The organism is Streptomyces sp. NPDC004435, from assembly GCF_042873895.1.
In the GTDB taxonomy this organism is placed as follows: Bacteria; Actinomycetota; Actinomycetes; order Streptomycetales; family Streptomycetaceae; genus Streptomyces.
Genome location: NZ_JBIAMB010000014.1, coordinates 59,806 through 86,284 on the forward strand (window position 1 = coordinate 59,806; position 26,479 = coordinate 86,284).

General features: G+C 73.8%; 21 protein-coding genes. 10 read left to right on the forward strand and 11 right to left on the reverse strand.

Features of this window, described 5'->3' with window-relative positions; translation table 11 throughout:
- Positions 1-21 precede the first annotated feature (21 nt).
- A complete protein-coding gene (gene ectB, locus ACFYT9_RS24720; protein ID WP_387271212.1) occupies positions 22-1,278 on the reverse strand; it encodes a diaminobutyrate--2-oxoglutarate transaminase in 1,257 nt (418 codons plus the stop codon).
- Positions 1,279-1,352: 74 nt separating this feature from the next.
- Positions 1,353-1,901: a diaminobutyrate acetyltransferase gene (gene ectA / locus ACFYT9_RS24725; protein WP_387271214.1), complete on the reverse strand. Its 549-nt coding sequence runs from the start codon at positions 1,899-1,901 to the stop codon at positions 1,353-1,355.
- A gap of 384 nt (positions 1,902-2,285) precedes the next feature.
- Between ectA and ACFYT9_RS24730 the strand changes: the two genes are divergently transcribed.
- Complete coding sequence (locus ACFYT9_RS24730) at positions 2,286-3,653, forward strand: streptophobe family protein (RefSeq protein ID WP_389167280.1); 1,368 nt, start codon at positions 2,286-2,288, stop codon at positions 3,651-3,653.
- 150 nt (positions 3,654-3,803) lie between these two features.
- Here ACFYT9_RS24730 and ACFYT9_RS24735 read toward each other — a convergent pair whose 3' ends face one another.
- From ACFYT9_RS24735 to ACFYT9_RS24745, 3 genes are all read right to left on the reverse strand, one after another.
- Positions 3,804-4,808, reverse strand: coding sequence for a serine/threonine-protein kinase (locus ACFYT9_RS24735; protein ID WP_376602321.1), 1,005 nt, complete (start codon positions 4,806-4,808; stop codon positions 3,804-3,806).
- Positions 4,808-5,602 (reverse strand): hypothetical protein, encoded by a 795-nt coding sequence (locus ACFYT9_RS24740; RefSeq protein ID WP_389167281.1) that lies wholly within the window; start codon positions 5,600-5,602, stop codon positions 4,808-4,810. The genes ACFYT9_RS24735 and ACFYT9_RS24740 overlap by 1 nt, the downstream gene beginning before the upstream one ends.
- Before the next feature lie 213 nt (positions 5,603-5,815).
- Positions 5,816-8,500: an FHA domain-containing protein gene (locus tag ACFYT9_RS24745; protein ID WP_389167284.1), complete on the reverse strand. Its 2,685-nt coding sequence runs from the start codon at positions 8,498-8,500 to the stop codon at positions 5,816-5,818.
- A gap of 127 nt (positions 8,501-8,627) precedes the next feature.
- Here ACFYT9_RS24745 and ACFYT9_RS24750 point away from each other — a divergent pair, with 127 nt between their 5' ends.
- Positions 8,628-9,278: a TetR/AcrR family transcriptional regulator gene (locus ACFYT9_RS24750; protein WP_376595512.1), complete on the forward strand. Its 651-nt coding sequence runs from the start codon at positions 8,628-8,630 to the stop codon at positions 9,276-9,278.
- Here ACFYT9_RS24750 and ACFYT9_RS24755 read toward each other — a convergent pair.
- Positions 9,242-10,048 carry a class II aldolase/adducin family protein gene (locus ACFYT9_RS24755; RefSeq protein WP_387271226.1) on the reverse strand — a complete coding sequence of 269 codons (807 nt, stop codon included), beginning with the start codon at positions 10,046-10,048 and terminating at the stop codon, positions 9,242-9,244. The genes ACFYT9_RS24750 and ACFYT9_RS24755 overlap by 37 nt on opposite strands.
- 303 nt (positions 10,049-10,351) lie before the next feature.
- Between ACFYT9_RS24755 and ACFYT9_RS24760 the strand changes: the two genes are divergently transcribed.
- Positions 10,352-11,011, forward strand: a complete 660-nt coding sequence (locus ACFYT9_RS24760; RefSeq protein WP_389167288.1) for a ThuA domain-containing protein — start codon at positions 10,352-10,354, stop codon at positions 11,009-11,011.
- 100 nt (positions 11,012-11,111) lie between these two features.
- Entirely contained in the window at positions 11,112-12,509 is a 1,398-nt protein-coding gene (locus ACFYT9_RS24765) for an NADP-dependent succinic semialdehyde dehydrogenase (RefSeq protein ID WP_387271230.1), read from the forward strand.
- A 105-nt stretch (positions 12,510-12,614) separates the two neighbouring features.
- On the opposite strand, the gene ACFYT9_RS24770 is transcribed toward ACFYT9_RS24765, so the two are convergent.
- Both ACFYT9_RS24770 and ACFYT9_RS24775 read right to left on the reverse strand, forming a co-directional pair.
- Positions 12,615-13,643 (reverse strand): PHP domain-containing protein, encoded by a 1,029-nt coding sequence (locus ACFYT9_RS24770; protein WP_389167291.1) that lies wholly within the window; start codon positions 13,641-13,643, stop codon positions 12,615-12,617.
- Positions 13,644-13,749: 106 nt separating this feature from the next.
- Positions 13,750-15,843, reverse strand: coding sequence for a SpoIIE family protein phosphatase (locus ACFYT9_RS24775; RefSeq protein WP_389167294.1), 2,094 nt, complete (start codon positions 15,841-15,843; stop codon positions 13,750-13,752).
- Positions 15,844-16,013: 170 nt separating this feature from the next.
- On the opposite strand from ACFYT9_RS24775, the gene ACFYT9_RS24780 reads away from it, so the two are divergent.
- Together ACFYT9_RS24780 and ACFYT9_RS24785 are read left to right on the forward strand one after the other, a co-directional pair.
- A complete protein-coding gene (locus ACFYT9_RS24780) occupies positions 16,014-16,214 on the forward strand; it encodes a hypothetical protein (RefSeq protein WP_376595518.1) in 201 nt (66 codons plus the stop codon).
- Positions 16,215-16,379: 165 nt separating this feature from the next.
- On the forward strand, positions 16,380-17,558 hold the full coding sequence (locus ACFYT9_RS24785; RefSeq protein WP_389167297.1) for an acyl-CoA dehydrogenase family protein: 1,179 nt from the start codon (positions 16,380-16,382) through the stop codon (positions 17,556-17,558).
- A 26-nt stretch (positions 17,559-17,584) separates the two neighbouring features.
- Here the strand turns inward: ACFYT9_RS24785 and ACFYT9_RS24790 are convergent, their stop codons facing one another.
- Both ACFYT9_RS24790 and ACFYT9_RS24795 read right to left on the reverse strand, forming a co-directional pair.
- Positions 17,585-17,866 (reverse strand): pyrimidine/purine nucleoside phosphorylase, encoded by a 282-nt coding sequence (locus ACFYT9_RS24790; RefSeq protein WP_376595520.1) that lies wholly within the window; start codon positions 17,864-17,866, stop codon positions 17,585-17,587.
- Positions 17,867-17,970: 104 nt separating this feature from the next.
- Positions 17,971-18,513: a GNAT family N-acetyltransferase gene (locus tag ACFYT9_RS24795; protein WP_389167300.1), complete on the reverse strand. Its 543-nt coding sequence runs from the start codon at positions 18,511-18,513 to the stop codon at positions 17,971-17,973.
- A 160-nt stretch (positions 18,514-18,673) separates the two neighbouring features.
- Here ACFYT9_RS24795 and ACFYT9_RS24800 point away from each other — a divergent pair, with 160 nt between their 5' ends.
- The 4 genes from ACFYT9_RS24800 to ACFYT9_RS24815 all read left to right on the forward strand — a co-directional run bounded on the left by ACFYT9_RS24800 (position 18,674) and on the right by ACFYT9_RS24815 (position 24,060).
- Positions 18,674-19,261: a thioredoxin domain-containing protein gene (locus tag ACFYT9_RS24800; RefSeq protein ID WP_389167303.1), complete on the forward strand. Its 588-nt coding sequence runs from the start codon at positions 18,674-18,676 to the stop codon at positions 19,259-19,261.
- A 21-nt stretch (positions 19,262-19,282) separates the two neighbouring features.
- Entirely contained in the window at positions 19,283-19,420 is a 138-nt protein-coding gene (locus ACFYT9_RS24805; protein WP_389167306.1) for a hypothetical protein, read from the forward strand.
- A 92-nt stretch (positions 19,421-19,512) separates the two neighbouring features.
- The gene (locus ACFYT9_RS24810) at positions 19,513-22,038 is read left to right on the forward strand and encodes an ATP-dependent Clp protease ATP-binding subunit (protein WP_389167309.1); all 2,526 of its coding nucleotides are present in this window, start codon (positions 19,513-19,515) and stop codon (positions 22,036-22,038) included.
- A 225-nt stretch (positions 22,039-22,263) separates the two neighbouring features.
- A complete protein-coding gene (locus ACFYT9_RS24815; RefSeq protein WP_389167312.1) occupies positions 22,264-24,060 on the forward strand; it encodes an FUSC family protein in 1,797 nt (598 codons plus the stop codon).
- On the opposite strand, the gene ACFYT9_RS24820 is transcribed toward ACFYT9_RS24815, so the two are convergent.
- On the reverse strand, positions 24,032-26,350 hold the full coding sequence (locus ACFYT9_RS24820) for an FdhF/YdeP family oxidoreductase (protein ID WP_389167315.1): 2,319 nt from the start codon (positions 26,348-26,350) through the stop codon (positions 24,032-24,034). The genes ACFYT9_RS24815 and ACFYT9_RS24820 overlap by 29 nt on opposite strands.
- Positions 26,351-26,479 lie beyond the last annotated feature (129 nt).

Consider the following 26,479-nt stretch of genomic DNA (forward strand, 5'->3'; position numbering starts at 1 on the left):
CCGAGGGGTTCGGGGCGTGCCTCAGGCGGTGTGGCGGACGGCGCGGGCGAGGATGCCGAGTCCCTCGTCCAGCTCGTCGTCGGTGACGGTCAGCGGGGGCAGCAGCTTCACCACCTCGTCGCCGGGGCCGGACGTCTCGACGAGGAGGCCGAGTTCGAAGGCGCGCCGGCAGACGGCCCGGGCCCGCTCCCCGTCCGGGAACTCCAGCCCCCACACCAGTCCGCGCCCCCGCGGCGCGGTCCCGGCGCCGAGTTCGCTCAGGGCGGCCTCGACGGTGGCGGCCCGCCGCAGGGTGCGGTCGCGCAGCGTGTTGTCGCGCCAGTACGTGTCGAGGGCGGCGGTCGCCGTCACGAAGGCGGGGTTGTTGCCGCGGAAGGTGCCGTTGTGCTCGCCGGGCTCCCACACGTCGAGCTCGTCGCGGAACAGGCAGAGCGACATGGGCAGTCCGTAGCCGCTGATGGACTTGGACAGGGTGACGATGTCGGGGGTGATGCCGGCCTCCTCGAAGGAGAAGAAGTCGCCGGTGCGGCCGCAGCCCATCTGGATGTCGTCGACGATCAGCAGCATGTCCCGGCGGCGGCACAGGTCGGCGAGGCCGCGCAGCCACTCGGCGCGGGCGGCGTTGATGCCGCCCTCGCCCTGGATCGTCTCGACGATCACGGCCGCCGGGTGGTCGAGACCGGACCCGGAGTCCTCCAGGAGCCGCTCGAACCAGAGGAAGTCCGGTACCTGGCCGCCGAGGTAGTTGTCGAACGGCATCTGCGCGGTGTGGTTCAGCGGCACGCCCGCCCCCGCGCGCTTGCCGGCGTTGCCGGTGAGGGCGAGGGACCCCAGGGACATGCCGTGGAAGGCGTTGGTGAAGGAGACGACGGTCGTCCGGCCGGTGACCTTGCGGGCCAGCTTCAGGGCGGCCTCGACCGCGTTGGTGCCCGTCGGTCCCGGGAACATCACCTTGTAGGGGAGGGCGCGGGGGGCGAGGACGGTCTCGCGGAAGGTCTCCAGGAAGTCCCGTTTGGCCGTCGTCGACATGTCGAGGCCGTGGGTGATGCCGTCGCTGCCCAGGTAGTCGAGGAGGGGGCGCTTGAGCGCGGGGTTGTTGTGGCCGTAGTTGAGCGAGCCGGCGCCGGCGAAGAAGTCGAGGAAGGGGCGCCCGTGCTCGTCGAACAGGCGGCTGCCCGAGGCGCGTTCGAAGACGGTGGGCCAGGCGCGGCAGTAGCTGCGCACCTCCGACTCGACGGTCTCGAAGACGGTGGGGGCGGTTCCTGCGATGAGCGTCATGCGGACTCCTGTACGTGGGGAGTGGCGGAGAGGACGGGAGGACCTGCCGGCGCGGTGGGGCGCCGGGGCGGGTCTCAGAAGGCCAGGGGCGCGATGCGGTGCAGCACCTCGGCCTCGTGGCCGGGTCCCGGGAAGGCGCCGGACGGGAAGAGGACCGTCCGGCGGACGCGGGCACCGTGCCTGCGCGCGTAGGAGCTGAAAAGGCGCTCGGAAGCCTGGTTGTCCGGGGTGATGGTCGTCTCGACGGCGTCCAGCGGGTGGACGTGGGCGACCCGCTCCGAGAGGTGGTCGAGGAGCGCCCCGGCGATGCCGAGCCCCCGGTACGAGGCGTCGACGGCGACCTGCCAGACCAGGAGCGTCCTGGGGGCGTCGGGGCGGAGGTAGCCGGTGACGAAGGCGAAGGGCCGCCCGGCCGCGTCGCGGGCGACGGCGGAGGTGTCGGCGAAGTCGCGGCACCACAGGAGGTAGCTGTAGGACGAGTTGACGTCCAGTTCCCCGGACTCCTGCGCGAGCCTCCAGAGTTGGGCGCCGTCGCCGACCCGCGGCCGGCCGATGGTCCACCCCTGGGCAGAGACCGGCGCTTCGTCCCGGACGTGTTCCGGTGTTGTGTGAGCTGTGGTCATGGGCGCCGAAGTTACCCAGAGCAGCCGTGAACTTCTTGCTCCTGAGGGGTTCCGTGCGGATCGCGTGCATGGTATGGAGCAGTGCTGATGCGTGAGCGCTTGGACGATCCTCCGACGGATTGCGGGGGTGTGTAGCGGCAGAAACGCGGACAAATCTTCTGTTTATAACGACGATGTAACGACTTCACCTCTCACCAGAGCGTGATCGGAGCGTTACCAGAAAGCTGATCCGGAGCCCGTTTGGCGGCGCCAGAAGCGGTTAGGTGTCCCTCGTACCAGCTCATCATCACGGAGGGTCACCGATGGCGCGGAGGTCGACGCCCGACGGTCCGGACGGACCGCATCCGCAGGCGGAGCCGCCGGTGCCGGACTAGCGTGGGCAGGGTGAGCAGTCGGCTCCCCAGCACCCCGCCCCCCGCCACCGGCCCCGGCGCCCCCGGCACTTCTGCCGGAGCGCCCGCCCGGGCGGGGCTCCGCATCGTCGCCCAGGCCCTCGCCGCGGTCGTCGCCGGTTACGTCGCCATGGGAGTGACCGCCGGCCTCGGCCTCTGGGCCGCCGGAGCGGCCGACCTCCCCGGAGGCTTCGCCGCCGTCCTCGCCGCCGTCGTGGTGATGGCCGCCGGCGGCCAGGTCGAGATCGCCGGCTCGGCAGGCTCCTTCGCCGGCACACAGGGCGAACTCACCGCGATGCCCCTCACCGTCACGCTGGTCGGCGCCCTCGTCACGGGCGCCGTCTTCCTCCTCCCGCTCCGCCACCACGCCGTGGCCAGGGCCGGAGAACTCGCCGCCCGGGCCGCGGCCGTCGTCGTGCTCTGGCTGGCCGGGCTCGCCGGACTCTCCGCCCTGGCCCGCCACGACTTCCCCCTCACCCTCGGCGTCGGCGACCCGCAGGAACCCCTCGCCGACCTCTTCGGCGAACTCCTCGACGCGACGGAGCCCACCGTCGGCTTCCGCACGGTCGTCGGTGCCACGCTCGGGTACGGCCTCCTGTGGATCCTCGGCGTCCTCCTGGTCGCCCTCCTCGTCTCCCGCCGCAGCGCCCTCCCGGCGCGCGTGCTGCGCTACCAGGAGGCCGTCCGCCCCGCCGCCTCGGCGATGCTCCTGCTGCTCCTCGCGTACGCGGCCGTCGGCCTCGTCATCGGCCTGGTCGTCGCCGCCACCAAGGGGCACGCCGCCGAGACCCTCGCCGTCGTCCTCCTCGGCCTGCCCAACGTCAGCTGGCTCGCCCTCGGCGTCGGCATCGGAGGCTCCTGGGAGGGCAGGGTCGACGGCCCCTTCGGCCTCCCCATGCCCCAGATCCTCGACGCCGTCCTGCGCGGCGGCGGCGAGACCGACCTGTCCACGGTGGACCTGTCCTCGCTCGCCGCCCAGGACGCGCGCGCGTGGTGGCTGCTGCCCATCGCCGCCGTCCTCGTCCTCGCCGCCGCCTTCGTCGCCGCCGTACGCTCCCCGGCACGGGTACGGCCCTGGCAGAACGCCCTGCACGTCGGCGTCGCCTTCGCCCTCACGATGCTCGCCGTCACCCCGCTCACCCTCGTCGAGGCGCGCTTCGGCCTCTCGATCCTCGGCATCGGCGACCTCTCGGCCCTCGGCGGCGAGGTCGTGCTCCGCCCCCACGTGTGGCGCACGGCGGGACTCGCCCTCCTCTGGGGCCTCGTCGCCGGCTTCCTCGGTGGCCTCCTCGCCACCCGCGTCCGCCACCCCGGGCAGCTGCCTTGGGGCCCGGGAGACCCCCCGGCCCCCAAGGGCTGACCGGATCGCCCTCGCGCCGCCTTCGGCCCTACCGGCCCTTCCGGCCCCCGGCCGGATACCCGGGCCGGGCCAGAGACCCACGCGCAGGGCCAGACATCCACCTGCGAGGCCAGAGGTCCATGTCGCAGGGCTAGTGCGCCACGCACCGGGCTAGAGATCCCCGCCGAGTCGTCGGAACACCGGGCGGGCCCACCCCGGGGGATCCGGCGGCGGTCCCGGGGCCCGGCGGCCCGCACCGGTCGCCCCCGCCGGCCCGCCCGGCACGCGCGCGAGGGCCGCCCGCAACTCCGCCACGAACTCCAGGCACGTCCCGTACCGCTCCTCCGGCGTCTTCGCCAGCGCCCGCGCGAACACCGCGTCCGCCTCCTCCGGCAGCCCCGGCCGGTGCTCGGCCAGCGGCGGCGGAGGGTCGTACTGCTGCGCCCACAGCACCGCCCAGTCGGTGTCCCGGCGGAACGGCGGCGCACCGCACAACGTCTCGAAGACCACGCACGCCAGGCTGTACACGTCGCAGCGGCCGTCCACCGGCTTCCCCGAGATCTGCTCGGGCGCCACGTAGTCCAGCGTGCCCACGAACTCGCCCACCGTCGTGAACCCGGTCAGCGACAAGGACTTCTTCGTCAGCCCGAAGTCCGTGAGGTACACGTGCTCCGGATGCTCCCGGTCGGTGCCCTCCGCGACCAGGATGTTCCCCGGCTTCACGTCCCGGTGCACCAGGTCGTGCGCGTGCGCCGCGTCCAGCGCCGACGCCACCTGCGCCGCGATCCGGCCCGCCGTGGTGGGCGGCAGCGGCCCCTCACGGGCCAACAGCGCCACCAGATCCTGGCCCGCCACGTACCGCATCGCGATGTACAGGACCCCCTCCGTCTCGCCCGCCTCGAAGATCGGCACGATGTGCGGGTGGTCGATCGACGCCGCCACCCGCGACTCGTGCGCGAACCGCTTCCGGAAGGTGTCGTTGCGGGCCAGTTCCGGCGCCAGCAGCTTCAGCGCCACGGTCCGGTCCAGCCGCAGGTCCCGCGCCCGGTACACGACCGCCATACCGCCGCGCCCGATCTCGGCCTCCACCCGGTAGCCGGCGATCTCCTTGCCGGCCAGCCCGGACGGCCGCCCCGCCGGGAGCCCGGTGTCCCCCGCCCCGCCCGCGCCCGCCATTAGGGCTCGTCCTCCGCCTCGGGCGGCCGTCTCACGACCTGCGTGGGCGGCGGCCCGGCGACCGCCGCCGGATCGACCTGCCGCACCACCTGCGTCGGCTCGTACGCGACCGGCGCCGGTCGCGCGCCGGACCCGGGTCCGGGTTCGGGAGTGGGGTCGGGTCCGGGAGCGGGCTCCGTCTCGGATTCGGGCTCGGGCTCGGTCTCGGATTCGGGGTCAGGCGCGGGCCCTGCCGCTGCCTCCGCCTCCGGACCCGCCTTCGCCTCGGCCTGCTGTACGGGCTCCGCCGGCGCGGCCTGCGGCGCCGCCGCACTCGCCGACCCGCCCGCCTCGGCTCTCAGGGACGGCCCCGACGCGGCCGCGTACGTCGTCAGGCCCAGCCCGTCGCAGTACACCCACCGCTCGTGCTCCGCGTCGTACAGCCACACCGACTCGCCGTCGACGACCATCCCCACCCGCAGCCCGCGCGTGCGCCTCCGGAAGGTCTCGCCGTCGACCCGGCCGGCCGCCAGTTCCTCCGCCGCCCGCCGGTACCGGCCCAGGGCGTCCTCCGCACGGGTGATGAGGGGCCGAGGATCGGCCGTGCGGGTGAGCGCCGAGCCCGCCGCCGGAGGGTCGTCCGGCACCGTGACGAGGAGCCGGGCGTCGACCCACGCCTGCCAGCCGTTGGAACACAGCACCCGTCCCCAGTCGCCGGTCCGCTCCACGAGCCGCACCGGGAGGAAGGCGTCCAGCGGGACCGTCGGGCGGCCGGGATCGGGCGCCTGCCAGGCGGACAGGCCGCCGCGCGGCACGACGTGGGTGGGCCGGAAGTCGGACGCGTAGACGGAATCGTCGGATCCAGGATCAACTGCGCCTCGCGCAGGGGAGCCACTGTTGCTCCCATTGGATCCAAAATACTGTCCCTCGGATCCAACATCCCTTGCCCCGGATCCAACATCCTGTGCCCTGGATCCGATATCCGATACGGGGTCGGGAACACTCACGGCCCCACCTCCTGATCGCGCTCAGCGGCGCATGACGACGGGTTCGTGACGGCGCAGCAGCCGGGCCACGGCGAACCCGAGCGCCAGACAGAGCACGATCAGCATGCCCATGTCGAAGAGCCAGGCGCCCGCCGTATGGTCCATGAGCGGATCGGCCGTCTTCTCGCTCGGCGCCACCGCCCCGATGTCGATGGTCGCCCCCATCGCGGCGAACGCCCACCGCGACGGCACCAGCCAGGCCAGCTGCTCCAGGACCGGAGTGCCGCTCACGTTCAGTAGCGCCCCGCAGAACACCACCTGGACGATGGCGAGGAGGACGAGCAGGGGCATCGTCACCTCCTCCTTGCGGACCAGCGCCGACACGAGCAGGCCGAGCATCATCGCGGTGAAGGCGAGCAGGGCGACGGCGAGGGTGATCTCGATCAGCGGGGGCATCAGCACGCCCTTGCCGTCGGGCACGTTCAGCGGCACGCCGATCAGGGCGACCAGGGTCAGCACCACGGCCTGCACGACGGTGATCGTGCCGAGGACGACGACCTTGGAGGCGAGGTAGGCGGACCGGGACAGGCCGACGGCTCTCTCCCGGCGGTAGATCGACCGTTCCTTCACCAGCTCGCGGACCGCGTTGGCCGCGCCGGTGAGGACGCCGCCGACACAGAGGATCAGCAGCACGTTCAGTGTGGACTCGGGGTTGAGGCTGCCCTCGGAGAGGGCCCGCGCCATGGCGCCCATGACGAACGGCAGGGCGACCATGATGGCGAGGAAGGTGCGGTCGGCAGCGAGCGCGGCGGCGTAGCGCCGCACGAGGGTGCGCAGCTGCGCACCCCAGCTCTGCGGCTTCGGCGGCGGAGCGGACCCGGCCCCTGCCCCTGCCCTGGCACCTGCCCCGGCCGGGCCGGGCTCAGGGCCCCCGGGGGCGTCCGAGGCTCCCTGGCCGCCGGGCACGGGCGCGTACGGCCGGACCGTCGCGTCCTCGATGTACCGCCGGTGGAAGCGCGAGTCCCGGTACTGCCCCGCCCAGTCCCGGTCCCGTTCGTTCTCGAACGCCTCGAAGGCCTCCGGCCACTGGGAGAAGCCGAAGAAGGACAGGGTGTCGTCGGGCGGCCCGTAGTAGGCGACCCGGCCGCCGGGGGCGAGCACCAGGAGCCGGTCGCAGACGTCCAGGCTGAGCACGCTGTGGGTGACCACGACGACCGTGCGGCCGTCGTCGGCGAGCCCGCGCAGCATGTGCATCACCGAGCGGTCCATGCCCGGGTCGAGTCCGGAGGTCGGCTCGTCGAGGAAGAGCAGGGACGGCTTCGTGAGCAGTTCCAGGGCGACGCTGACGCGTTTGCGCTGCCCGCCGGAGAGGCTGTGGATCGGCTGGTCGGCGCGTTCGGAGAGCCCCAGTTCGCCGATCACCTCCGCCACGCGCGCGTGCCGCTCGGCGGGCGCGGTGTCACCGGGGAACCGCAGCTCGGCGGCGTACGCGAGGGCGCGCCGGACGGTCAGCTGGAGGTGCAGGATGTCGTCCTGGGGGACGAGGCCGATGCGCTGCCGCAGCTCGGCGTAGTCCCGGTAGAGGTCGCGGCCGTCGTAGAGGACCGTGCCGCGGTTCGCGGGGCGCTGCCCGGTGAGCGCCCCGAGCAGGGTGGACTTGCCGGCTCCGGACGGGCCGACGACGGCGAGCAGCGACTTCTCGCCGACCGGGAAGGACACGCCGTCGAGGAGGGTCTTGCGGCCGCGGTCGACCGTGACGGCGAGCTCCTGCACGTCGAGCGAGATCTCGCCGGTGTCGGTGAACTCGACGAGCTGCCCGCCCGCGAGGCAGAACGCGCTGCGGCCGATGCCGACGATGTCGTCCGCCGTGACCCGTACCGGCTCGACCACGGGGCGCCCGTTGAGAAAGGTGCCGTTGTGGCTGCCGAGGTCGTGGATCCAGTAGGTGCCGTCGGGCCGGGCGAGGAGTTCCGCGTGGTGCCGGGAGACCACCAGTTCGGCGACGACGACGTCGTTGTCCGGCGCCCGTCCGATCCGCACGGTGTGCTCGGGCAGCGGGCGCACCGCCGTGGGCCGCCGGAACGTCCCGGTCGCCCCGGGCCGCGACACCCCCGCCGGCCGGGGCACCTCCACACCCCCACCGTTCCGCGCCTGTTCCCGGTGTACGGGCTCCGCGGACGGAGGCGCCGTGGACGAGGCCGGTGGGGACGGCGGGTGCGGTTCGGCCGCGGGACCGACGGAGGGCTCGGGGGCGGGGGCCTCCGGCGCGGGTGCCCTGGGAGCCTCGGCCACGGGGGCCACGGGGGCCACGGGGGCCACGGGGGCCACGGGGGACTCCGGGGCCTCGGAGACCGGGGCCGGGGGCGCGGGAGCGGGAGGTTCGGGAACCGGGGGAGCGGTGCCGGGGGTGGTGGTGAGGACCGCGCGGGGCCCGTCCACCGGGTGTCCGAAGCGGACCACCGTGCCGGGGCCGACGACCCGGGGGATCAGGACCCGGACGCCGTCGGCGTAGGTGCCGTTGGTGCTTTCCTCGTCGGCGAGCGTCCACTGGCCGCCGGCGGCGCGGAGCACCGCGTGGTGCCAGGACGCCCGGGCGTCCGAGAGCACGATGTCGCTGGTGGGGTCACGCCCGACACGGTAGACACGGCCCGGGTCCATGCGCGTCGTGACCCCGTCGACGAGCAGGACCAGGCCGGGTGCGGCGGGCGCGACCGGCCGCTCTCCCATGCGTGAATCCTATCCGCCGGGGCCTCCGCCCGCCCGGCGCCGGGGCCCGGGGCGGGGGTGCGAGGCGCGGGTAGGCTGGGTGCCGGGCGCCGCGGGGAGCGGCGCCGGACGGACGGGAGGACGCGGAGTGCCGAAGGGCGTCACGAGACGGCGGCCGCGGACGCGGGCGGCGCTCCTGAAGGCCGCGCTGGAGACCTTCGCCGAGCACGGGTTCCACGCCACCACGATCGAGCAGATCTGCGAGCGGGCCGGATTCACGCGGGGCGCGTACTACTCCAACTTCGCCAGCAAGGAAGAGCTCTTCCTCGCCCTCTTCGACGAGCACAGCGAGCGGACCGTGCGGCGGCTCGCCGCGTCCATCGACGCGCTCACCGCGGAGGAGTACACCCTGACGCGGCTCGCCGAGCTGGCCGCCACCATCGAGCCGGACGAGCGCGACTGGTACCTGGTCACCACCGAGTTCACGCTGCACGCCATCCGCGACCCGCAGGCGGCCTGGGTGCTCGCCCGGCACGACGAGCGGCTGCGGGCGGAGATCGCCCGCGGCCTGACCCTCGTCCTGCGCCGGGCGGGCCGTGAACTGACCGTGGACGCCGACCGGTTCGCCCGGCTGCTGATCGCCCTGCGCGAGGGCGGCCTCGCGCAGAGCTACGTGGAGCCGGAGGCGCTGCCGCCGGGCGATCTGGAGCGGCTGTTCCTGCCCGCGCTCCTGGAGGTCTCGACCCGCCCGGTGGACGGACCTCAGCCGAACAGGTCGGGGTCGGACGCCTCGATCTGATCCCACAGCGGCCGGGCCTGGAACCAGCCGGCCAGGTGGCCGCCGATCTGCCCCCGGGTGAGCAGCGCCGTCTCCCGGTCGATCAGCTGCGGCGTCCCGGCGGCCATGGCGAGGAGCTGGGCCTGGCAGGAGCGCTCCATGGTGACGAACCACCACACCGCCTCGGCGACGGAGTGGCCCACCGTCAGCAGCCCGTGGTTCTTCAGGATCACCGCCTTGTACGCGCCGAGGGCCTTGGCGACGCGTTCGCCCTCCTCGGTCTCGTTGACCACGCCCCGGTAGTCGTCGTAGACACCGTGGTCCTCGAAGAACGCGCAGGCGTCCTGGGTGATCGGGTCCAGCGGGACGCCCAGGCTGGAGAACGCCTTCCCGTGCAGCGAGTGCGAGTGCGCCGCCGCGACCGCGTCGGGCCGGGCCGCGTGCACGCGCGAGTGGATCACGAAAGCGGCCCTGTTGACCGGCCGGCGCCCCTCCAGGACCCGTCCCTCCTGGTCGACGAGGATCAGGTCGGACGCCTTGATCTGGCTGAAGCTCATGCCGAACGGATTGACCCAGAACGCGTCCGGATCTCCGGGATCCCGCACCGTGATGTGCCCGGCGACCCCCTCCGAGAACCCGAACCGCCCGAAGATCCGGAACCCGGCGGCCAGCTGTTCCTTCCGGTACCGCCGCTCCTCCTCCACGCTCCCGAACGAAGGCGGCAGCGGCAGCTCCACCCCCTCGGGCAACGGCCCGACGGCGGCGGCGAGGGCGGGCGGCACGGTACTCATGGCGACTCCAGAGGACGCGGAGGAAGAGGTGCGCGGCGAGCCGAAAAGATACAGCGGCGTATCCGATCCATCAACGCATCCCGCGCGCCCCGGGCGGCTTCGGCGATTCCCCGCCGCAGGGGCCTCCCGGTCCATCGGCGCCCGAACCGCCGTGCGGCGAACGTGCGGGGCTTGCGGCGGCGGGTTTTCCCTGGCTACCGTCTCGACGAGAGGCGGGAGAAAGCGCTTTCTGTCCGTGTGTCCTCCACTTCTCTCCACTGTTCACCGCTGTTTCTCGTCCCCCGACCCACCCAGGAGCCCCGCGTGCCCACCCCCGACGTCCTCGTCTACACCCGCACCGCCGGGTACCGGCACGCCTCCATCCCCGACGCCGTCGCCGCCCTCACCGGTCTCGCCGCCCGGCGGGGACTCACTGCCGAGGCCGGCGAGGACCCCGCCGCCTTCACCGCCGACGGGCTCTCCGGCCGCGCCCTCGTCGTCCTGGTCTCCACCACCGGCACGGTCCTGGCCCCCGAGGGCCGCACCGCCCTGGAGGCGTACCTCCGAGGCGGCGGAGCCCTGCTCGCCGTCCACGCCGCCGCCAACGCCGAACCCGACTGGCCCTTCTACGGCGACCTCCTCGGCACCCGCTTCGCCGGCCACCCGCCGCTCCAGCCCGGCGCCGTCCTCGTCGAGGACCCCCGGCACCCCGCCGCCGCCCCGCTGCCCCGCCGCTGGGAGTGGACGGACGAGTGGTACGAGTACACCTCCCACCCCCGCACCCCGGACGTCCACGTCCTGCTGTGCGCCGACGAGACCGCGTACGAGGGCGGCACGCTGGGCGCCGACCACCCGATCGCCTGGTGCCGGACCGTCGACCGGGGCCGCTTCCTCTTCACCGCGCTCGGCCACGCCCCGGAGGCGTACCGCGACCCGTACTTCCTCGCCCACCTCGACGGCGCCCTGACCTGGCTCCTCGGCTGACGCACGCGCGCGTGCGTCACCCCACCGCACCCGCCCCCCTTGCGCGCCGGTGCCGGAAGCGGGAGGTTTCCGGTGGGGGCCGACGCAGGAGGAGAAGGCCATGGCCATCGCCACCGTGAACCCCGCCACCGGCGAGACGCTGCGCGTCTACGACGCGCACCCGGCGGACGAGGTGGAGCGGCGGATCGCCGCCGCCCACGACGCGTTCCGCCACTGGCGCACCACGCCCTTCGCCGAGCGGGCCCGCCTGCTCCGGGCCGCTGCCACCCTCCTCGACGAGGACACCGAGGACATCGCCCGCACCATGACCCTGGAGATGGGGAAGCCGCTCACCGCCTCCCGGGCCGAGGCCGGCAAGTGCGCCAAGACCATGCGCTGGTACGCCCGGCACGCCGAGGAACTCCTCGCCGACGAGCACCCGGCCGAGAGCGACGTCCAGGACTCCGGGGCCGACCGGGCCCGGGTCCACTACCGGCCGCTCGGCCCGGTCCTCGCCGTCATGCCGTGGAACTTCCCCCTCTGGCAGGTGATCCGCTTCGCCGCGCCCGCCCTCATGGCCGGCAACACCGGCCTCCTCAAGCACGCCTCCAACGTGCCCAGGACCGCGCTCTACCTCGGCGACCTCTTCCGCCGCGCCGGCTACCCCGACGGCTGCTTCCAGACGCTCCTCATCGGCTCCGGCGAGGTCGAGGCCGTCCTCCGCGACCCCCGGGTGGCCGCCGCCACCCTCACGGGCAGTGAGCCGGCGGGCCGGGCCGTCGCCTCCGTCGCCGGCGACGTCGTCAAGAAGACCGTCCTGGAGCTGGGCGGCAGCGATCCCTTCATCGTGATGCCCTCCGCCGACATCGTCCGCGCGGTCAAGACCGCCGTTACCGCGCGCGTGCAGAACAACGGCCAGTCCTGCATCGCCGCCAAGCGGTTCATCGTCCACGAGGACGTCTACGAGGACTTCACCGAGCGCTTCACCGCCGCCATGAACGCCCTCACCGTCGGCGACCCGCTCCACGAGTCCACCGACGTCGGCCCGCTCGCCACCGAGAAGGGCCGCGCCGACCTGGAGGAACTCGTCGACGACGCCGTACGCCTCGGCGCCACCGCGCTCTGCGGCGGCCACCGCCCCGAGGAGCCGGAGCTGGCCCGCGGCTGGTACTACCGCCCCACCGTCCTCACGGGCATCACCCCCGCCATGCGGATCCACCAGGAGGAGACCTTCGGACCCGTCGCCACCGTCTACCCGGTCGGGGACGCGGAGGAGGCGGTGGCGATCGCCAACGACTCGCCGTTCGGGCTGAGTTCCAACGTGTGGACCCGCAGGGACGAGGACGTCGACCTGTTCGTCCGGGACCTCCAGGCCGGCGGCGTCTTCGTCAACGGCATGACCGCCTCCCACCCGGCGCTCCCCTTCGGCGGCGTCAAGCGCTCCGGCTACGGCCGGGAGCTGTCCGGCCACGGCATCAAGGAGTTCTGCAACGTGACGACGGTCTGGCAGCGCGCCTGACCCCGACGCCGACCCCGAGCCGACCCCGACTCCCACCGACCTCGACCCCGACCCCGAGCCCCCGGGCGCCGGAGCCCCGGACCTCGGCGCCCCCCGCCCCCGGAATCAGGCCCGGGTCCAGGCCAGCAGCCGGTCCGCCTCCCACGTGTTGATCACCCGCTCGGCCGGTACGCCGCACTCCTCCGCCCGTGCGCAGCCGAGGATCTGCCAGGCCAGCTGGCCCGGCGCGTGCGCGTCCGTGTCGATCGCCAGGTACGCCCCCGCCTCCACCGCGAGCCGCAGCAGCCGGCGCGGCGGGTCGAGCCGCTCCGGGCGGCTGTTGACCTCCACCGCCGTCCCCGCCTCCGCGCACGCCGCGAACACCCGCTCCGCGTCGAAGTCCGACTCGGGCCGCAGTCGTCCGCCGGCGACCAGCCGGCCCGTGCAGTGGCCGAGCACGTCCATCAGCGGATCGCGCACCGCGCGCTCCATCCGGCGGGTCATCGCCCGCGCGTCCATCCGCAGCTTCGAGTGGACCGAACCCACCACCAGATCGAGCCGGTCGAGGAGTTCGGGATCCTGGTCGAGGGAGCCGTCGTCGAGGATGTCGCACTCGATGCCGGTGAGGAGCCGGAAGGGCGCCCACCCCTCGTTCAGCTCCGCCACCACGTCCAGCTGCTCCCGCAGCCGCTCCGGCGACAGTCCGCGCGCGACCGTCAGCCGGGGCGAATGGTCCGTCAGCACCGCCCATGCGTGGCCGAGTTCGATCGCCGCCCGCCCCATGGCCTCGATCGACGCGCCGCCGTCCGACCAGTCCGAGTGGAGGTGGCAGTCGCCGCGCAGCGCCGCCCGCAGCTCCCGCCCGCCTTCGGGATCCGCCGGCTCCACCTCCAGCGAGTCCTCCAACTCCCCTTCCAGGTCACGAAGATACTCTGGGACCCGGCCGTCCAGGGCCTCCCGCACCACCGCCGCCGTCTTCGGCCCGACCCCCTTCAGGGACTCCAGCGTCCCCGCGGCGGCCCGTCGCTCCGCCTCGCCCTCCGGCAGCGCGTCCACCGCCGCCGCGGCCGTGCGGAAGGCCCGCGCCCGGTACGCCGGGGCGCCGCCGCGCTCCAGCAGGAACGCGATCCGGTTCAACGCCGCCACAGGGTCCACGACCGGCCCTCCTCGGTTACGGGGTCCACGACCGGCTCTTCTCAGCTACGGGGTCCACGACAGCTACAGGGTCCACGACAGCTACAGGGTCCACGACCGGCCCTCCTCAGCCGCCGGGGCCCGCGACCCGCGCGCCCACCGGCGCCGCGGTCGCCGGCCCGATCTCGCACCACACCGCCTTGCCCTCGCCCCGCGGCTCCACGCCCCAGCGCGAGGCCAGCGCGTCCAGCAGCAGCAGCCCGCGGCCCGAGGTCGCCGCCTCGCCGGGGGTGCGCCGCCGGGGCCAGGCGCTCGACCGGTCCTGCACCGAGAGCCGTACCCGCCGCACCGGCTCCGGCAGCACCTCCAGGGTGAGCACCGCGCCGCCCTCGGTGTGCAGCAGCACGTTCACCAGCAGCTCCCCGGTCAACAGCTCGGCGTCGTCGGCGAGTTCCGACATCCCCCAGTCGCGCAGCGCCTGCCCCACGGCCGCCCGTGCGTCGGAGAGGCCCTGCGGATCGGCCTGGTGGATGTACTGGTGGATGCGCGGCGCCCGCTGCGTACCGGGGTCCGGGCTCCGCCGCAGCACCAGCAGTGCCACGTCGTCGCCGGAGCCCCACCGCTCCCACAGCGTCTCCGACAGGTGGTCGGCCAGCGCCTCCGCCTGTGGCGGTCCGCTGCTCACCGCCTCCGACAGGGCCGCGAGCCCCGCCTCGATGTCGGTGCCGGGCTGTTCCACGAGACCGTCCGTGCACAGCACCAGCGTCTCGCCCGGCACCAGGTCGAGCCGGGTCTCGGGGAACTCCTCCTCGCCGAACACCGTGGCCAGCCCGAGCGGCAGCCCGCCGCGCAGCTTCGGCTGCCCGACCCGTCCGTCGGTGTGCCGGATCAGCGGCCCCAGGTGCCCGGCCCTGACCGCCCTGACCGTGCCGCTCGCCAGGTCCACCTGCGCGTAGGTGCAGGTCGCGAAGCGGTGGGTGTCCAGCTCCGCGAGGAAGCGGGAGGCCCGCGCCAGCACCGTGGACGGGGCGTGGCCCTCACCGGCGTACGCGCGCAGCGCGATCCGCAGCTGGCCCATGATGGCGGCCGCGTGGGTGTCGTGCCCCTGGACGTCGCCGACGACGATCCCGACCCGGCCGCGCGGCAGCGCGATCACGTCGTACCAGTCGCCGCCGACCTGCCGGCCGCTCCAGGCCGCGTGGTAGCGGACCGCGATCTCCCCGCCGGTGATCTCCGGGATCCGGCGCGGCAGCATCGTCTCCTGGAGCCCGGTGGCGAGCTCCCGCTCCTCGTCGAAGAGGATCGCGCGCTGGAGCGACTGGGCCACGATCGCCGCGAGACCGAGGGCCAGGTTCCGCTCGTCGGCCGTGAAGGCGGTCCGTCCCCGGTAGAACAGCGCCATCCCGCCCAGGGAGCGCGCCTGCGCGATCAGCGGCAGGTAGCAGGCCGCCCGGAACTGCAGCCGGTCCAGGTACGGAGCCAGCTCCGGGAAGTCCCGCCCCAGCGAGGCGAACGAGGAGACGAACCGCGGCCGGCCGCTCAGCACCGCCTCCGCCAGCGGCAGCCCCCGGTCGAGCCGCCGCATCCGCAGCCCGTCGAGCACGTCGAGGGAGTCCCCGCTGAGCGCGATCACGTTGAGCGAGCCGTTCTCGACGAGCCCGAGCGCGAGTCCGTCGGCGCCGAGCCGGGCGAGCCCGCCCGGTCCGGTCAGCGCGGCCGTCACGTCATCCACGGTCACCGCCCGCGACAGCGCGTGCGTGGTGCGCTCGACGATGCTCGTCTGCATCTCGCGGCGCTTCTCCAGCTGCTGCACGAAGGCCGCGTGCGAGACCTCCGCGGTCGTGTCCCGCACCGCCCCCACGATCCGGTGCGCCCGCCCGTCCCCGTCCCGCAGGATCCGTGCCAGCACGTGCGTCCAATGGGGTGTGCCGTCGTCCTGCGGGATCGGGAAGTGGGTGCTGTACGAGGAGTCGCCGCCGGTCACCGCGGCCCGTACCACCTGGTCCAGGCGCATCCGCTCCGCCGGTTCGAGCCGCCCCACCAGCGTCGTCGGGCGGCCGTCGAAGCCGTCCGGGGACACGCCGAAGACCAGCAGCCCGGACGTGTCGACATCGATGGTGCCCGTGTCGAGATCCCAGTCGAAGCTGCCGGTCCGGTTCATGGCGAGCCACTCGGCGGGCCCGATCCCGCCACGGTGCGCGCGCGCATCGTCATCGGTCATCCTCCTCATTGTCGAACCCGCACCCCGCCGACGCCATGGCTGCGACACGGCGTGGCGCGGCCTTCCCGCCGTCCGGCGCGAGCGGGGGCGGGCGCCCGGATGCGGGGCGGGGGAGCGGACACGAGAATGGCGAGTGCCGGGACCCACACGCAGAGCATGGAGGAGACGGCATGAACGCTGAGTCCGACGAGATGTCCCGGGGGGACGTACCGACGCCCGACCGGCTGCTGCACTCCGGTTCGGAGGGCGAGTTCACGGCGGAGGACGTGGTGCTCGCCTCCGGCCGCGACGTGACGCCGGAGACCCTGGCCTGGGCCGAGCGCCGCATGGCGGAGAAGGGCCGCGCCTCCCTCGACGAACTCCTTCCGTAGCCGGACGGGCCACCCGGTCCGACACCTCCGGCACCCCGCAGGGAGCGGAAGCCCGGGGAGCGGCGCGGTAGGCGGCGCCGTCCCGGGCCTTCCACATTTGTGGAACACGTTCTACCGTGACGGCCGTCGTGCCGAGGGACGACGACGCCGCCACGGGAGGCCGGGATGCACCTGCAGTACACGCCGGAACAGAACCGCCTGCGCCACGAACTGCGGGCCTACTTCGCCGAACTCGTCCCCGAGGACGTGCACAGCCGGTACGGGGACCCGGCCGCCCAGAAGCGCTTCTACCGCGAGACGATCCGCCGCCTCGGCGCGGACGGCCGGCTCGGCGTCGGCTGGCCCGCCGAGTACGGCGGGGGCGGGCTCACGCCGATGGAGCAGTTCATCTTCTTCGACGAGGCCGCCCAGGCGGGCGTACCGCTGCCGCTCATGGCGCTGAACACCGTCGGCCCGACGATCATGCGGTTCGGCACCGACGAGCAGAAGGCGTACTTCCTGCCCCGCATCCTCTCCGGCGAGATCGACTTCGCCATCGGCTACAGCGAACCCGACGCCGGCACCGACCTCGCCGCGCTGAAGACCCGCGCCGTGCGCGACGGGGACACGTACGTCGTCAACGGGCAGAAGATCTGGACGACCAACGGCGACACCGCCGACTGGGTCTGGCTGGCCGTCCGGACCGACCCCGACGCGGCCCCGCACAAGGGCATCACCATGCTCCTGGTGCCGACCACCGACCCCGGCTACTCGTGCACGGTGATCAACACCCTCGCCTCGCACGACACCACGGCCAGCTACTACGACGACGTCCGCGTCCCCGTCTCGCACCGCGTCGGCGAGGAGAACAAGGGCTGGCGGCTCATCACCAACCAGCTCAACCACGAGCGCGTCACCCTCGCCGCCCACGGCACCATGGCGATCCGCGCCCTCCACGACGTCCGCCGCTGGGCCGCCGACACCCGGCTCTCGGACGGCCGCCGGGTCATCGACCTGCCCTGGGTACGCCGCAGCCTGGCACGCACCCACACCCGGCTCGACGCGATGAAGCTCCTCAACTGGCAGATGGTGAACGCCGTCCACCACGGGACCCTCACCCCCCAGGACGCCTCCGCCGTCAAGGTCTACGGCTCCGAGGCCCGCCGCGACGCCTACGCCGCCCTCATGGAGGTCGTCGGCGCCGCCGGCGCCCTCAAGGAGGGCTCTCCCGGCGCCGTCCTCCACGGCGAACTCGAACGCGGCTACCGCTCCGCCGTCATCTTCACCTTCGGCGGCGGCAACAACGAGATCCAGCGCGAGATCATCTCCTGGATCGGCCTGGGCATGCCCCGCGTCCGCCGCTGAGGGCGACGGCGTCGGTACGGGAGGGGTCAGCGGTACTCGCAGAGGTACGCCGTCTCCACCGCGACCTTCAGCTGGAACGCGCTGTCGCCGGGGACCTCGAAGCGCTCCCCGGCGGCGAAGGTGCGCCAGTCGTCGGAGCCGGGCAGCAGGACCGTCAGGGCGCCGCTGACCACGTGCATCGTCTCGGGGGCGGCGGTGCCGAACTCGTACGAGCCCGGAGCCATGACGCCGATGGTCGCCCGGCCCTCCTCCTGGGTGAAGGCGATCGACTTGACGGTGCCGTCGAAGTACTCGTTGACCGTGAACATGCGCATCCTCGCGGGGATCGGAACGAATGGCGGGCCGGCCGCTCGGGTACCGGCGGCGGGCGGGGGTCACCCTAGCCGCGCCGACCGGCCGGCGGACGGCCCTCTCAGTGGGCGGACTCCCCGCCCGCCGCGAGGGTCAGCTGGAGGAGGACGGTGTCCAGCCGGCGCCCGTGCTTGTGCCCCACGGACCTCAGACGCCCGGCCTCGGTGAAGCCGAGGCGCCGGTGGAGGGCGACGGACGCGCCGGCCGTGCCGGAGTCCGCGACGACGGCGATCATCTGCTGGACACCCGCCCGGGAACATCCGGCCACGAGCGCCTCCATGAGCGCCGCGCCCACGCCCCGGCCCGTGTGCTCCGGGGCGAGGTAGACGGAGTTCTCCACGGAGTGGCGGTAGGCCGGTTTCGTACGCCAGGGGGAGGCGTAGGCGTACCCGGCGACCCGGCCCGCCCGCTCCGCCACCAGGAAGGGCAGGCCGCGCTCCGTCAGGCCCGCCAGCCTGGACCTCCAGAAGGAGAGCGGCGGCGCCGTCTCGTCGAAGGTGACCACGGTGTGGTCGACGTAGTGGGCGTAGATCGCGGCGACCGCGGCGAGGTCGTTCTCGGTCGCGGGGCGGATCAGCGGGGCGGCGGTGTCCTGAGAGGTCATCCGGCAGATGGTAGGCGCGCGCCGGCACGGTCCGGCGGGCGCGTCAGCTCTGTGGTGGGAGGGCACGGGCGGGATCGGGTGTCCGTGGCTCCAGGGGCCCCTCGGCCCGCGGGACTCGTCAGCGGTCGTGCCGTTCGGCCTCCCGTGCGAAGCTCGACGCATGAATCCCGCGCATACGACCGGGGCCCACGGCGCCGCCGTGTACTACGGAGACCCCGACGCCCCGCACGTCCTCCGGGTCTTCCTGGAGATGCGCGACCGGGGCAGCCGCCGGATGGCCGAAAGCCTCCTCACCACCTTCCGCGCAGGCGCGGACGAAGGGCGCTTCGTCGTCCGCTTCCACTTCGCGGCCTCCCTCGACGACACCGCCGGCGGCAGCGGCTCCCGGCGTGCGGTGGCCGCCCTGGGCGCCGCCAGCGACGCCGGACAGGGCCCCTTCGCCGCGTACCTCGCCGCGCTCTTCGCCGCCCAGCCGTTCCCGCCCGGCGCGGACGACCGGTTCGCCGACCCGGCCGCGCTGCTCGACATCGCGGGGGGTGTGCCAGGGCTTCGCTCCCCGGACTTCGACCGGAAGGTCACCGGGGGGACGTACCTGTCGTGGGCCGGCCAGGTCGTCGCCAACTTCACCGAGTTCGGCATCCTCGGCACGCCCGTCGTCCGCTACGACGAGGAGGACCTCGCCGTCGGCGGTCCCGACGACACCCCGGTCATCGCCCCGAGCGACTTCCTGCGCCGCATCGCCGCCTGAGCGGGCGCCGATCCACGCGCCGTGCCGGAGACCGGGGCAGGCGTCGATCCGGACTCCCGTACGGTCACCGTACCGGACTCTCGTACGGGCACCGATCCGGACTCCCGTACGGGCGCCGCCACCGGCACCTTCGCCGACGCCGCTCCTCACCCACCGTGACCGGCACCGGCACCGGCACCGGCTCCGTTTGCGGAGGCGCGGTGACCGGGTTTGAGTGTGGGTGACCCCCCACGCCCTCCAGGAGCACTGACATGTCGATGGCGTTTGGTTCCTCCTTCGGCCCTTCCGACCCGTTCGGCGACCTGCTGAACCGCTTCTTCGGCATGTCGCCGGCCTCGTCGCCGCCGGCCGTCCAGCGGGTCCCCATCGGCCGTCTCCTCACCGAGTCCTCCCACGAACTCCTCAACACGGCCACCCGCAAGGCCGTCGAGGACGGCACCACCGACCTCGACACCGAGCACCTGCTGTGGGCCGCCACCCAGGTCGAACCGACCCGCAGACTGCTCGCCCGGGCTGGCGTCGACCCCGACGCGCTCGCCGGCCAGATCGCCAAGGTGCTGCCCCACGAGGCCGAGGAGCCCTCCGCGGAGCCCGGCCTCACCCCCGCCGCCAAGCGGACCCTCGCGCTCGCCCACGCCACCTCGCAGGCCGCCGGCGTCTCGTACATCGGCCCGGAGCACATCCTCGGCGCGCTCCTCGGCGACGCCGACTCCGGCGCGTCCCGCTTCCTGCGCGCCGAGGACCTCGACGTGTCCAAGCTGCGCGGCGTGACCGACCAGGCCGCGCGCGGCGGCGACACCACGGCCCCGGCCGCCCCCAAGCAGCCCGCCACCACCCTCGACGAGTTCGGCCGGGACCTCACCGAGGAGGCGAAGGCCGGCAAGCTCGACCCGGTCGTCGGCCGGGCCGAGGAGATCGAGCAGACCATCGAGATCCTCTCCCGCCGCTCGAAGAACAACCCCGTCCTCATCGGCGAACCCGGCGTCGGCAAGACCGCCATCGTCGAGGGACTGGCCCAGCGGATCGTCGCCGGAGAGGTCCCCGACACCCTCAAGGACAAGCGGGTCGTCTCCCTCGACCTCTCCGGCATGGTCGCCGGGGCCCAGTACCGCGGGCAGTTCGAGGAACGCCTCAAGAAGGTCATCGAGGACGTCCAGAAGTCCGAGGGCGCGATCATCCTCTTCATCGACGAACTGCACACCGTCGTCGGCGCCGGCGCGGGGGGCGAGAGCGCCATGGACGCGGGCAACATGCTGAAGCCCGCGCTCGCCCGCGGCGAGCTGCACGTGGTCGGCGCGACCACCATCGACGAGTACCGCAAGTACATCGAGAAGGACGCCGCCCTCGAACGCCGCTTCCAGCCCGTCCTCATCCCCGAGCCCACCGTCGAGGAGACCGTCCAGATCCTCGAAGGGCTCCGGGACGCGTACGAGGCCCACCACCAGGTCCGGTTCGCCGACGGCGCGCTCGCCGCCGCCGCCGAACTCTCCGACCGGTACATCAGCGACCGCTTCCTCCCGGACAAGGCCATCGACCTCATGGACCAGGCGGGCGCCCGGGTACGGCTCCGCAGCGCGGGCCGCTCCACCGAGGTGGTCGGCCGCGAGGACCGCCTCGCGAAGCTGCGCCGGGAGAAGGACCAGGCCGTCGCCGCCGAGGAGTTCGAGAAGGCGAAGGAGCTCAAGGAGGAGATCGCCGAGGTCGAGGGCGAGCTCGCCGGCATCGAGGAGCGCCGCGAGGGCGTCGTCTCCGTCACCGCGTCCGACATCGCCGACATCGTCTCCCGCCGCACCGGCATCCCCGTCGCCCAGCTCACCACCAGCGAGAAGGAGCGCCTGCTCAAACTGGAGGAGGAGATGCACGCCAGGATCGTCGGCCAGGACGAGGCCGTCACCGCCGTCTCCGAGGCCGTCCGCCGCAACCGCGCCGGCATGGGCGACCCCGACCGGCCCGTCGGCTCCTTCCTCTTCCTCGGCCCGACCGGCGTCGGCAAGACGGAACTCGCCAAGACCCTCGCCGAGCTCCTCTTCGGCGACGAGGACCGGATGATCCGCTTCGACATGAGCGAGTTCCAGGAGAAGCACACCGTCGCCCGGCTCGTCGGCGCCCCTCCCGGGTACGTCGGCTACGAGGAGGCGGGCCAGCTCACCGAGAAGGTCCGCCGCCAGCCGTACAGCGTGGTCCTCTTCGACGAGGTCGAGAAGGCGCACCAGGACGTGTTCAGCACCCTGCTCCAGGTCCTCGACGACGGGCGCCTCACCGACGGGCAGGGGCGCACGGTCGACTTCCGCCACTGCGTCGTCATCATGACGTCCAACATCGGCGCCCACCGGATCATCGCCCACGAGGGCGACGCGGCCGAGCTGAAGGACGAGCTGATGGAGGACCTTCGGGGCCGGTTCCTGCCCGAGTTCCTCAACCGCATCGACGACATCATCGTCTTCCACAGCCTCACCGAGCGGGACCTCACCGAGATCGTCGAGCACCTCCTCGACCGCAGCAAGCACCGCGTCCACGCCCAGGGCATGACCCTGGAGGTCACCGAGGCGGCGACCAAGCTCCTCGTCGCCCACGGCTACCAGCCGGAGTTCGGCGCCCGTCCGCTGCGCCGCACCATCCAGACCGAACTCGACAACCGCGTGGCCTCCCTCCTCCTCGGCGGCGAGGCGGGCCCCGGCGACACGATCGTCGCCGACGTCATCGACGACTCCCTCCACTGCACCGTCCGCAAGGGCGAACCCGCCGCCGCGGGGACGGACACCGAGGCGGCCGCGTAGGCCCCGTACCGGCGGCCGCCTAGGCCCCCGTACTGGCAGCCGACCAGGTCCCGTACCCGTGGCCGGCCAGCCTCCCGTACCGACGGCCCGATAGGCGTGTCCGATCGGGCCATCGGAAACACCTGTTTGACCGATTCCGCACGTTCCCGGAGAGTCGGGTGGGCAGGGCCGTCCCAGGAGCGGCCCGCCGGGAGACGGATGCGGAGGTCGAGTGCCGTGCGGCGCGTGCCCCTCCGCCGCGCGGCACGCGCGGACTCCCCGCGTGGCCCGCTCGCCCTGCGTGCCGCTCTGCACCCGCGCGGCGCACTCGCCCTCCAGCGGGTGGACGGCGCCCTGCCGTTCGCGGTGCGCGCCGCCCTCGTCACGGCGCTGGCCACCCTGCCGCCCGTCCTCACCGGACGGCCCGCCGACGCCGTCTTCGCGATGCTCGGCTCCTTCACCACGACCTTCGGCCGCCGGATGCCGTACGCCCGGCGCACCCGGGTCCTCGCCTCCGTCGCCCTCGCCATGACCCTCTGCGTCGCCGCCGGCTCCGCGCTGGGCGCCGCGGCGCGCCCGCAGGACGGGGGAGGGGGCGCCCTCCTCGTGGTCGTGGCCACCGCCCTCGTCGCCGGGACCGCCAAGCTCGCCTGCGACAGGGCCCGCCTGGACGGTCTCGGCGCGGTGCTGCTGCTCCTCGCCTTCGCCGTCGCCGCCCACGGGGCGCCCACGCCCGCCGAAGTGCTGCCCCGCACCCTGCTCGCCGCCGGCGGCGCGGCCGTCGCCTGGCTCGCGGCCCTCGCCGGGCGGCTCACCCACCCCGACCGCCCCGAGCGGTACGCCGTCGCCACCGCCCTGCGCGAGGTCGCCGACCTGCTGGACGCGAGCGCGGCGGGCGGAGGGCGCCCCCTCGTACGCCACCGGGCCACGGCCGCCGTCCTGGAGGCGTACCGGACCCTCGGCAGCCCGGCGCGGCCCGAGCGCCGGGAGGACGCGGCGCACCTCACCGACCTCTGCTGGGCGCTCCTCGTCGGCACCGCCCGCCGTCCCCCGCGCGAGGACCCGGCCCGCCTCGCCCGGGGCCTGCGCGCCCACGCCGACGCCCTCACCCGCCGCCGCCCGGCGGACGCGCCCGGTCTGCCCGTCCCCTCCCCCGTCCGCCGCCCGCACACGTACCCGCCCTCCCCGGCCGCCGCCCGCCGCCCGCACGCACCGCACCCGCCGAACACCGGTGTCCTCGTCCCCGCGCTGCGGACGGTCCTCGGGACGGGTCTCGCCGGAGGCGCCGCGCTCGCCCTCGGGCTCGGCCACGGCTACTGGGCCGCGGTCTCCGCGGCGGCCGTGCTCCACTCCGTCGACGTCCGCACCGCCGCGCGCCGGGCCGTGCAGCGCACGCTGGGCACCGCCGCCGGCCTCGTCCTCGCCCTGGCCGTCCTCGGGCTCCGCCCGGCACCGCTCCTCCTCGTCGGGACCGTGGTCGCCCTGGAGTTCCTGCTGGAGTACACCGTGGCCCGCAACTACGGCCTCGGCGTCGCCTTCCTCACTCCGCTGGCGCTGCTCCTCACCGAACTCGCCGCGCCCGCCGAGGAGGCCGGCACGCTCGTCGCCGACCGGGCCCTGGGCAGCGCCCTGGGTATTCTCCTCGCGCTTCTGTGCGCCCTCGCCGTGGTGCACGACCGGGCGGCGGTCCGCGCCCGCAGTGCCCTCGCCGGCTGCCTGACCGCCTCGGCGCGGGCCGCGGACGCGCTCGCGACGGGCCGGGCCGCCGCACTCCCCGTCGTCCACGCCCGCCTCGCGGCGGCCGTGGTCGAGCTCCGCGAGGCCGAGGAGGCCGCCTCGGGCGAACTGTGGCCCGCCGGCACCGACCCGGCCGAACTCGCCCGCGCCGAACGCCGCGCCCACCGCCTCCTGGGCCTCCTCGCGGCCATGGCCCCCGAGGACCGGAGGCCGGCCGCGCCCGTTCCCGTACCCCCGCCCGCTCCGGTCCTCCCGTCCGTTCCCGGACGCCCGCCCGTCACCCCGAGGGCTCGATCACGACCTTGAGGTGCTTCATGATCGGTTGGTCACTCTGGGTGCTGTGGTCGCCGAGGGCGCACAGCACGTTCAGCTCCGGCATGTACCCCGCCGCGCAGCCGCGCGGGATGTCGTACGGCACCGCCAGATAGCCGTGCACGGAGCGCCGGCTGCCGTCCCGGGCGGTCGCCGTGATGTCGACCGGGGCGAGCTCCGTGATGCCCCGCTCGCGCATGTCCGCGCGGTTCATGAAGACCAGCGTGCGCAGCTTCTTGACGCCCCGGTACCGGTCGTCGTCCGAGTAGATCGTGGTGTTCCACTGGTCGTGCGAACGCATCGTGCCGAGGGCGAGCGTGCCCGGCTCCGGGACCACGTCGGGCAGCGGCGCGGCGGAGAACTCGGCCTTTCCGGAGGGGGTGAGGAAGACCAGTTCGCGGGCGGGCTGCTTGATGCGGAAGCCGAGCGGAAGGCGTACCCGCCGGTTGAAGTCCTCGAAGCCGTCGAGCACGCGGGCCATGGTGTCCCGGATCCGGTCGTAGTCCTCCACGTACCACGCCCACGGCGTCGTGCTCTCCGGCAGCGCCGCCTGGGCGATGCCCGCGACGATCGCCGGCTCGGAGAGCAGGTGCGGCGACGCCGGCCGCTTCATGCCGCGCGACAGGTGGACCATGCTCATCGAGTCCTCGACCGATGTCGCCTGGTCGCCCTTGCGCTGGTTGTCCTTCTCGGTGCGGCCCAGGCACGGCAGGATCAGCGCCGCCCGGCCGTGCACCACATGGCTGCGGTTGAGCTTGGTGCTCACCTGGACGGTCAGCTCGCAGTTCCGCAGTGCCTCGTAGGTGACCGGGGTGTCGGGCGCCGCCAGCGCGAAGTTGCCGCCCATGCCGACGAACACCTTCACGTCCCCGCGGCCCATCGCCTCGATGGTGCGCACGGTGTCGAGGCCGTGGGCGCGCGGCGGGTCGATCTCGCAGACCTCGGCCAGCCGGTCGAGGAACGCCTCGGCGGGTCGGTGGTCGATGCCGCAGGTACGGTTGCCCTGGACGTTGCTGTGGCCGCGCACGGGGGACGGACCGGCGCCCTCCCGGCCGAGATTCCCGCGCAGCAGCAGGACGTTGACGATCTCCCGTACCGTGTCGACGCCGTGCTCGTGCTGGGTGACGCCGAGGCACCAGCTGACGATCGAGCGGTCCGCCTCCCGGTACACCCGGGCGGCCTTCAGGATGTCGTCGCGGGCGAGCCCGGACTGGAGCTCGATCTCCTCCCACGGCGTGTTCTCGCAGACCTCCCGGTAGGCGTCGAAGCCGTCCGTGTGCCGTTCGATGAACTCCCGGTCGAGCGCCTTCGGGTCGGACGCGGCCTGTTCGAGGACGGCCTTGGCCATCCCGCGCAGGAACGCCATGTCGCCGCCGATCCGCGGCTGGAGGTTGAGCGTCGACGTTTTGGTGGCGTGGAAGGTCGCCATGTCCTTGAAGTCGTGGGGGATGATCGCCCGGGTCGCGGCGGCCTCGATCAGCGGGTTGACGTGCACGATCCGGGCTCCCCGGTGGTACGCCTCGGCGAGCGCGGTGAGCATGCGCGGCGCGTTGGACGCCGCGTTCACCCCGAGGATGAAGAGGGCGTCGGCGGTCTCCCAGTCGGCGAGGTCGACCGTCCCCTTGCCGGTGCCGAGCGACGCCTGGAGGGCCCGGCCGCTCGCCTTGTGGCACATGTTGGAGCAGTCGGGGAGGTTGTTGGTGCCGAGTTCGCGGGCGAGCAGCTGATAGAGGAACGTGGCTTCGTTGCCGAGCCGGCCCGAGGTGTAGAAGGACGCCTGGTTCGGGTCGTCCAGCTCGCTCAGGACGCGGCCGACGAGCGCGAAGGCGTCCTTCCAGCTGATCGGCACGTAGTGGTCGGTGCCGGGGTCGTACACCATGGGCTCGGTCAGGCGGCCCTCGTCCTCCAGCGCGTAGTCCGTCCATCCGGCCAGCTCGGTCACCGAGTGCGAGGCGAAAAAGTCCCGGCCCACCCGCTTGCGGGTCATCTCCCAGGTGACGTGCTTGATGCCGTTCTCGCAGATGTCGAGATGGAGGCCCTTGGTGTCGTCGGGCCACGCGCAGCCGGGACAGTCGAAGCCGGTCCGCTCGTGGTTCATCTTCATGATCGCCCGGGGGCCGTCCACGGGCAGCGCGCCCTCCCGGGCCATGAACCGCGTCACGCTCTTCGCGGCGCCCCAGCCGGCGGCGGGGTGGTGGTACGGGCGGACCTCGGGCTCGCCGTCGGGGACGGGACCGACCCGCGGCTCCACGTCGTCCTGCTGCCTGGCTCGGTCGAGGGTCATGAGCCCGCCACCCTTCCGGCGCACCGCGCGCGATGCGCGGCGCAACGTGCATCGGCCCCCTCCCGGCAGGCTATGCCCGGCCCGGGGCCGTCGCCATTCGGTGCGGAGGGGGCCGGCGGGAGGCTGCGG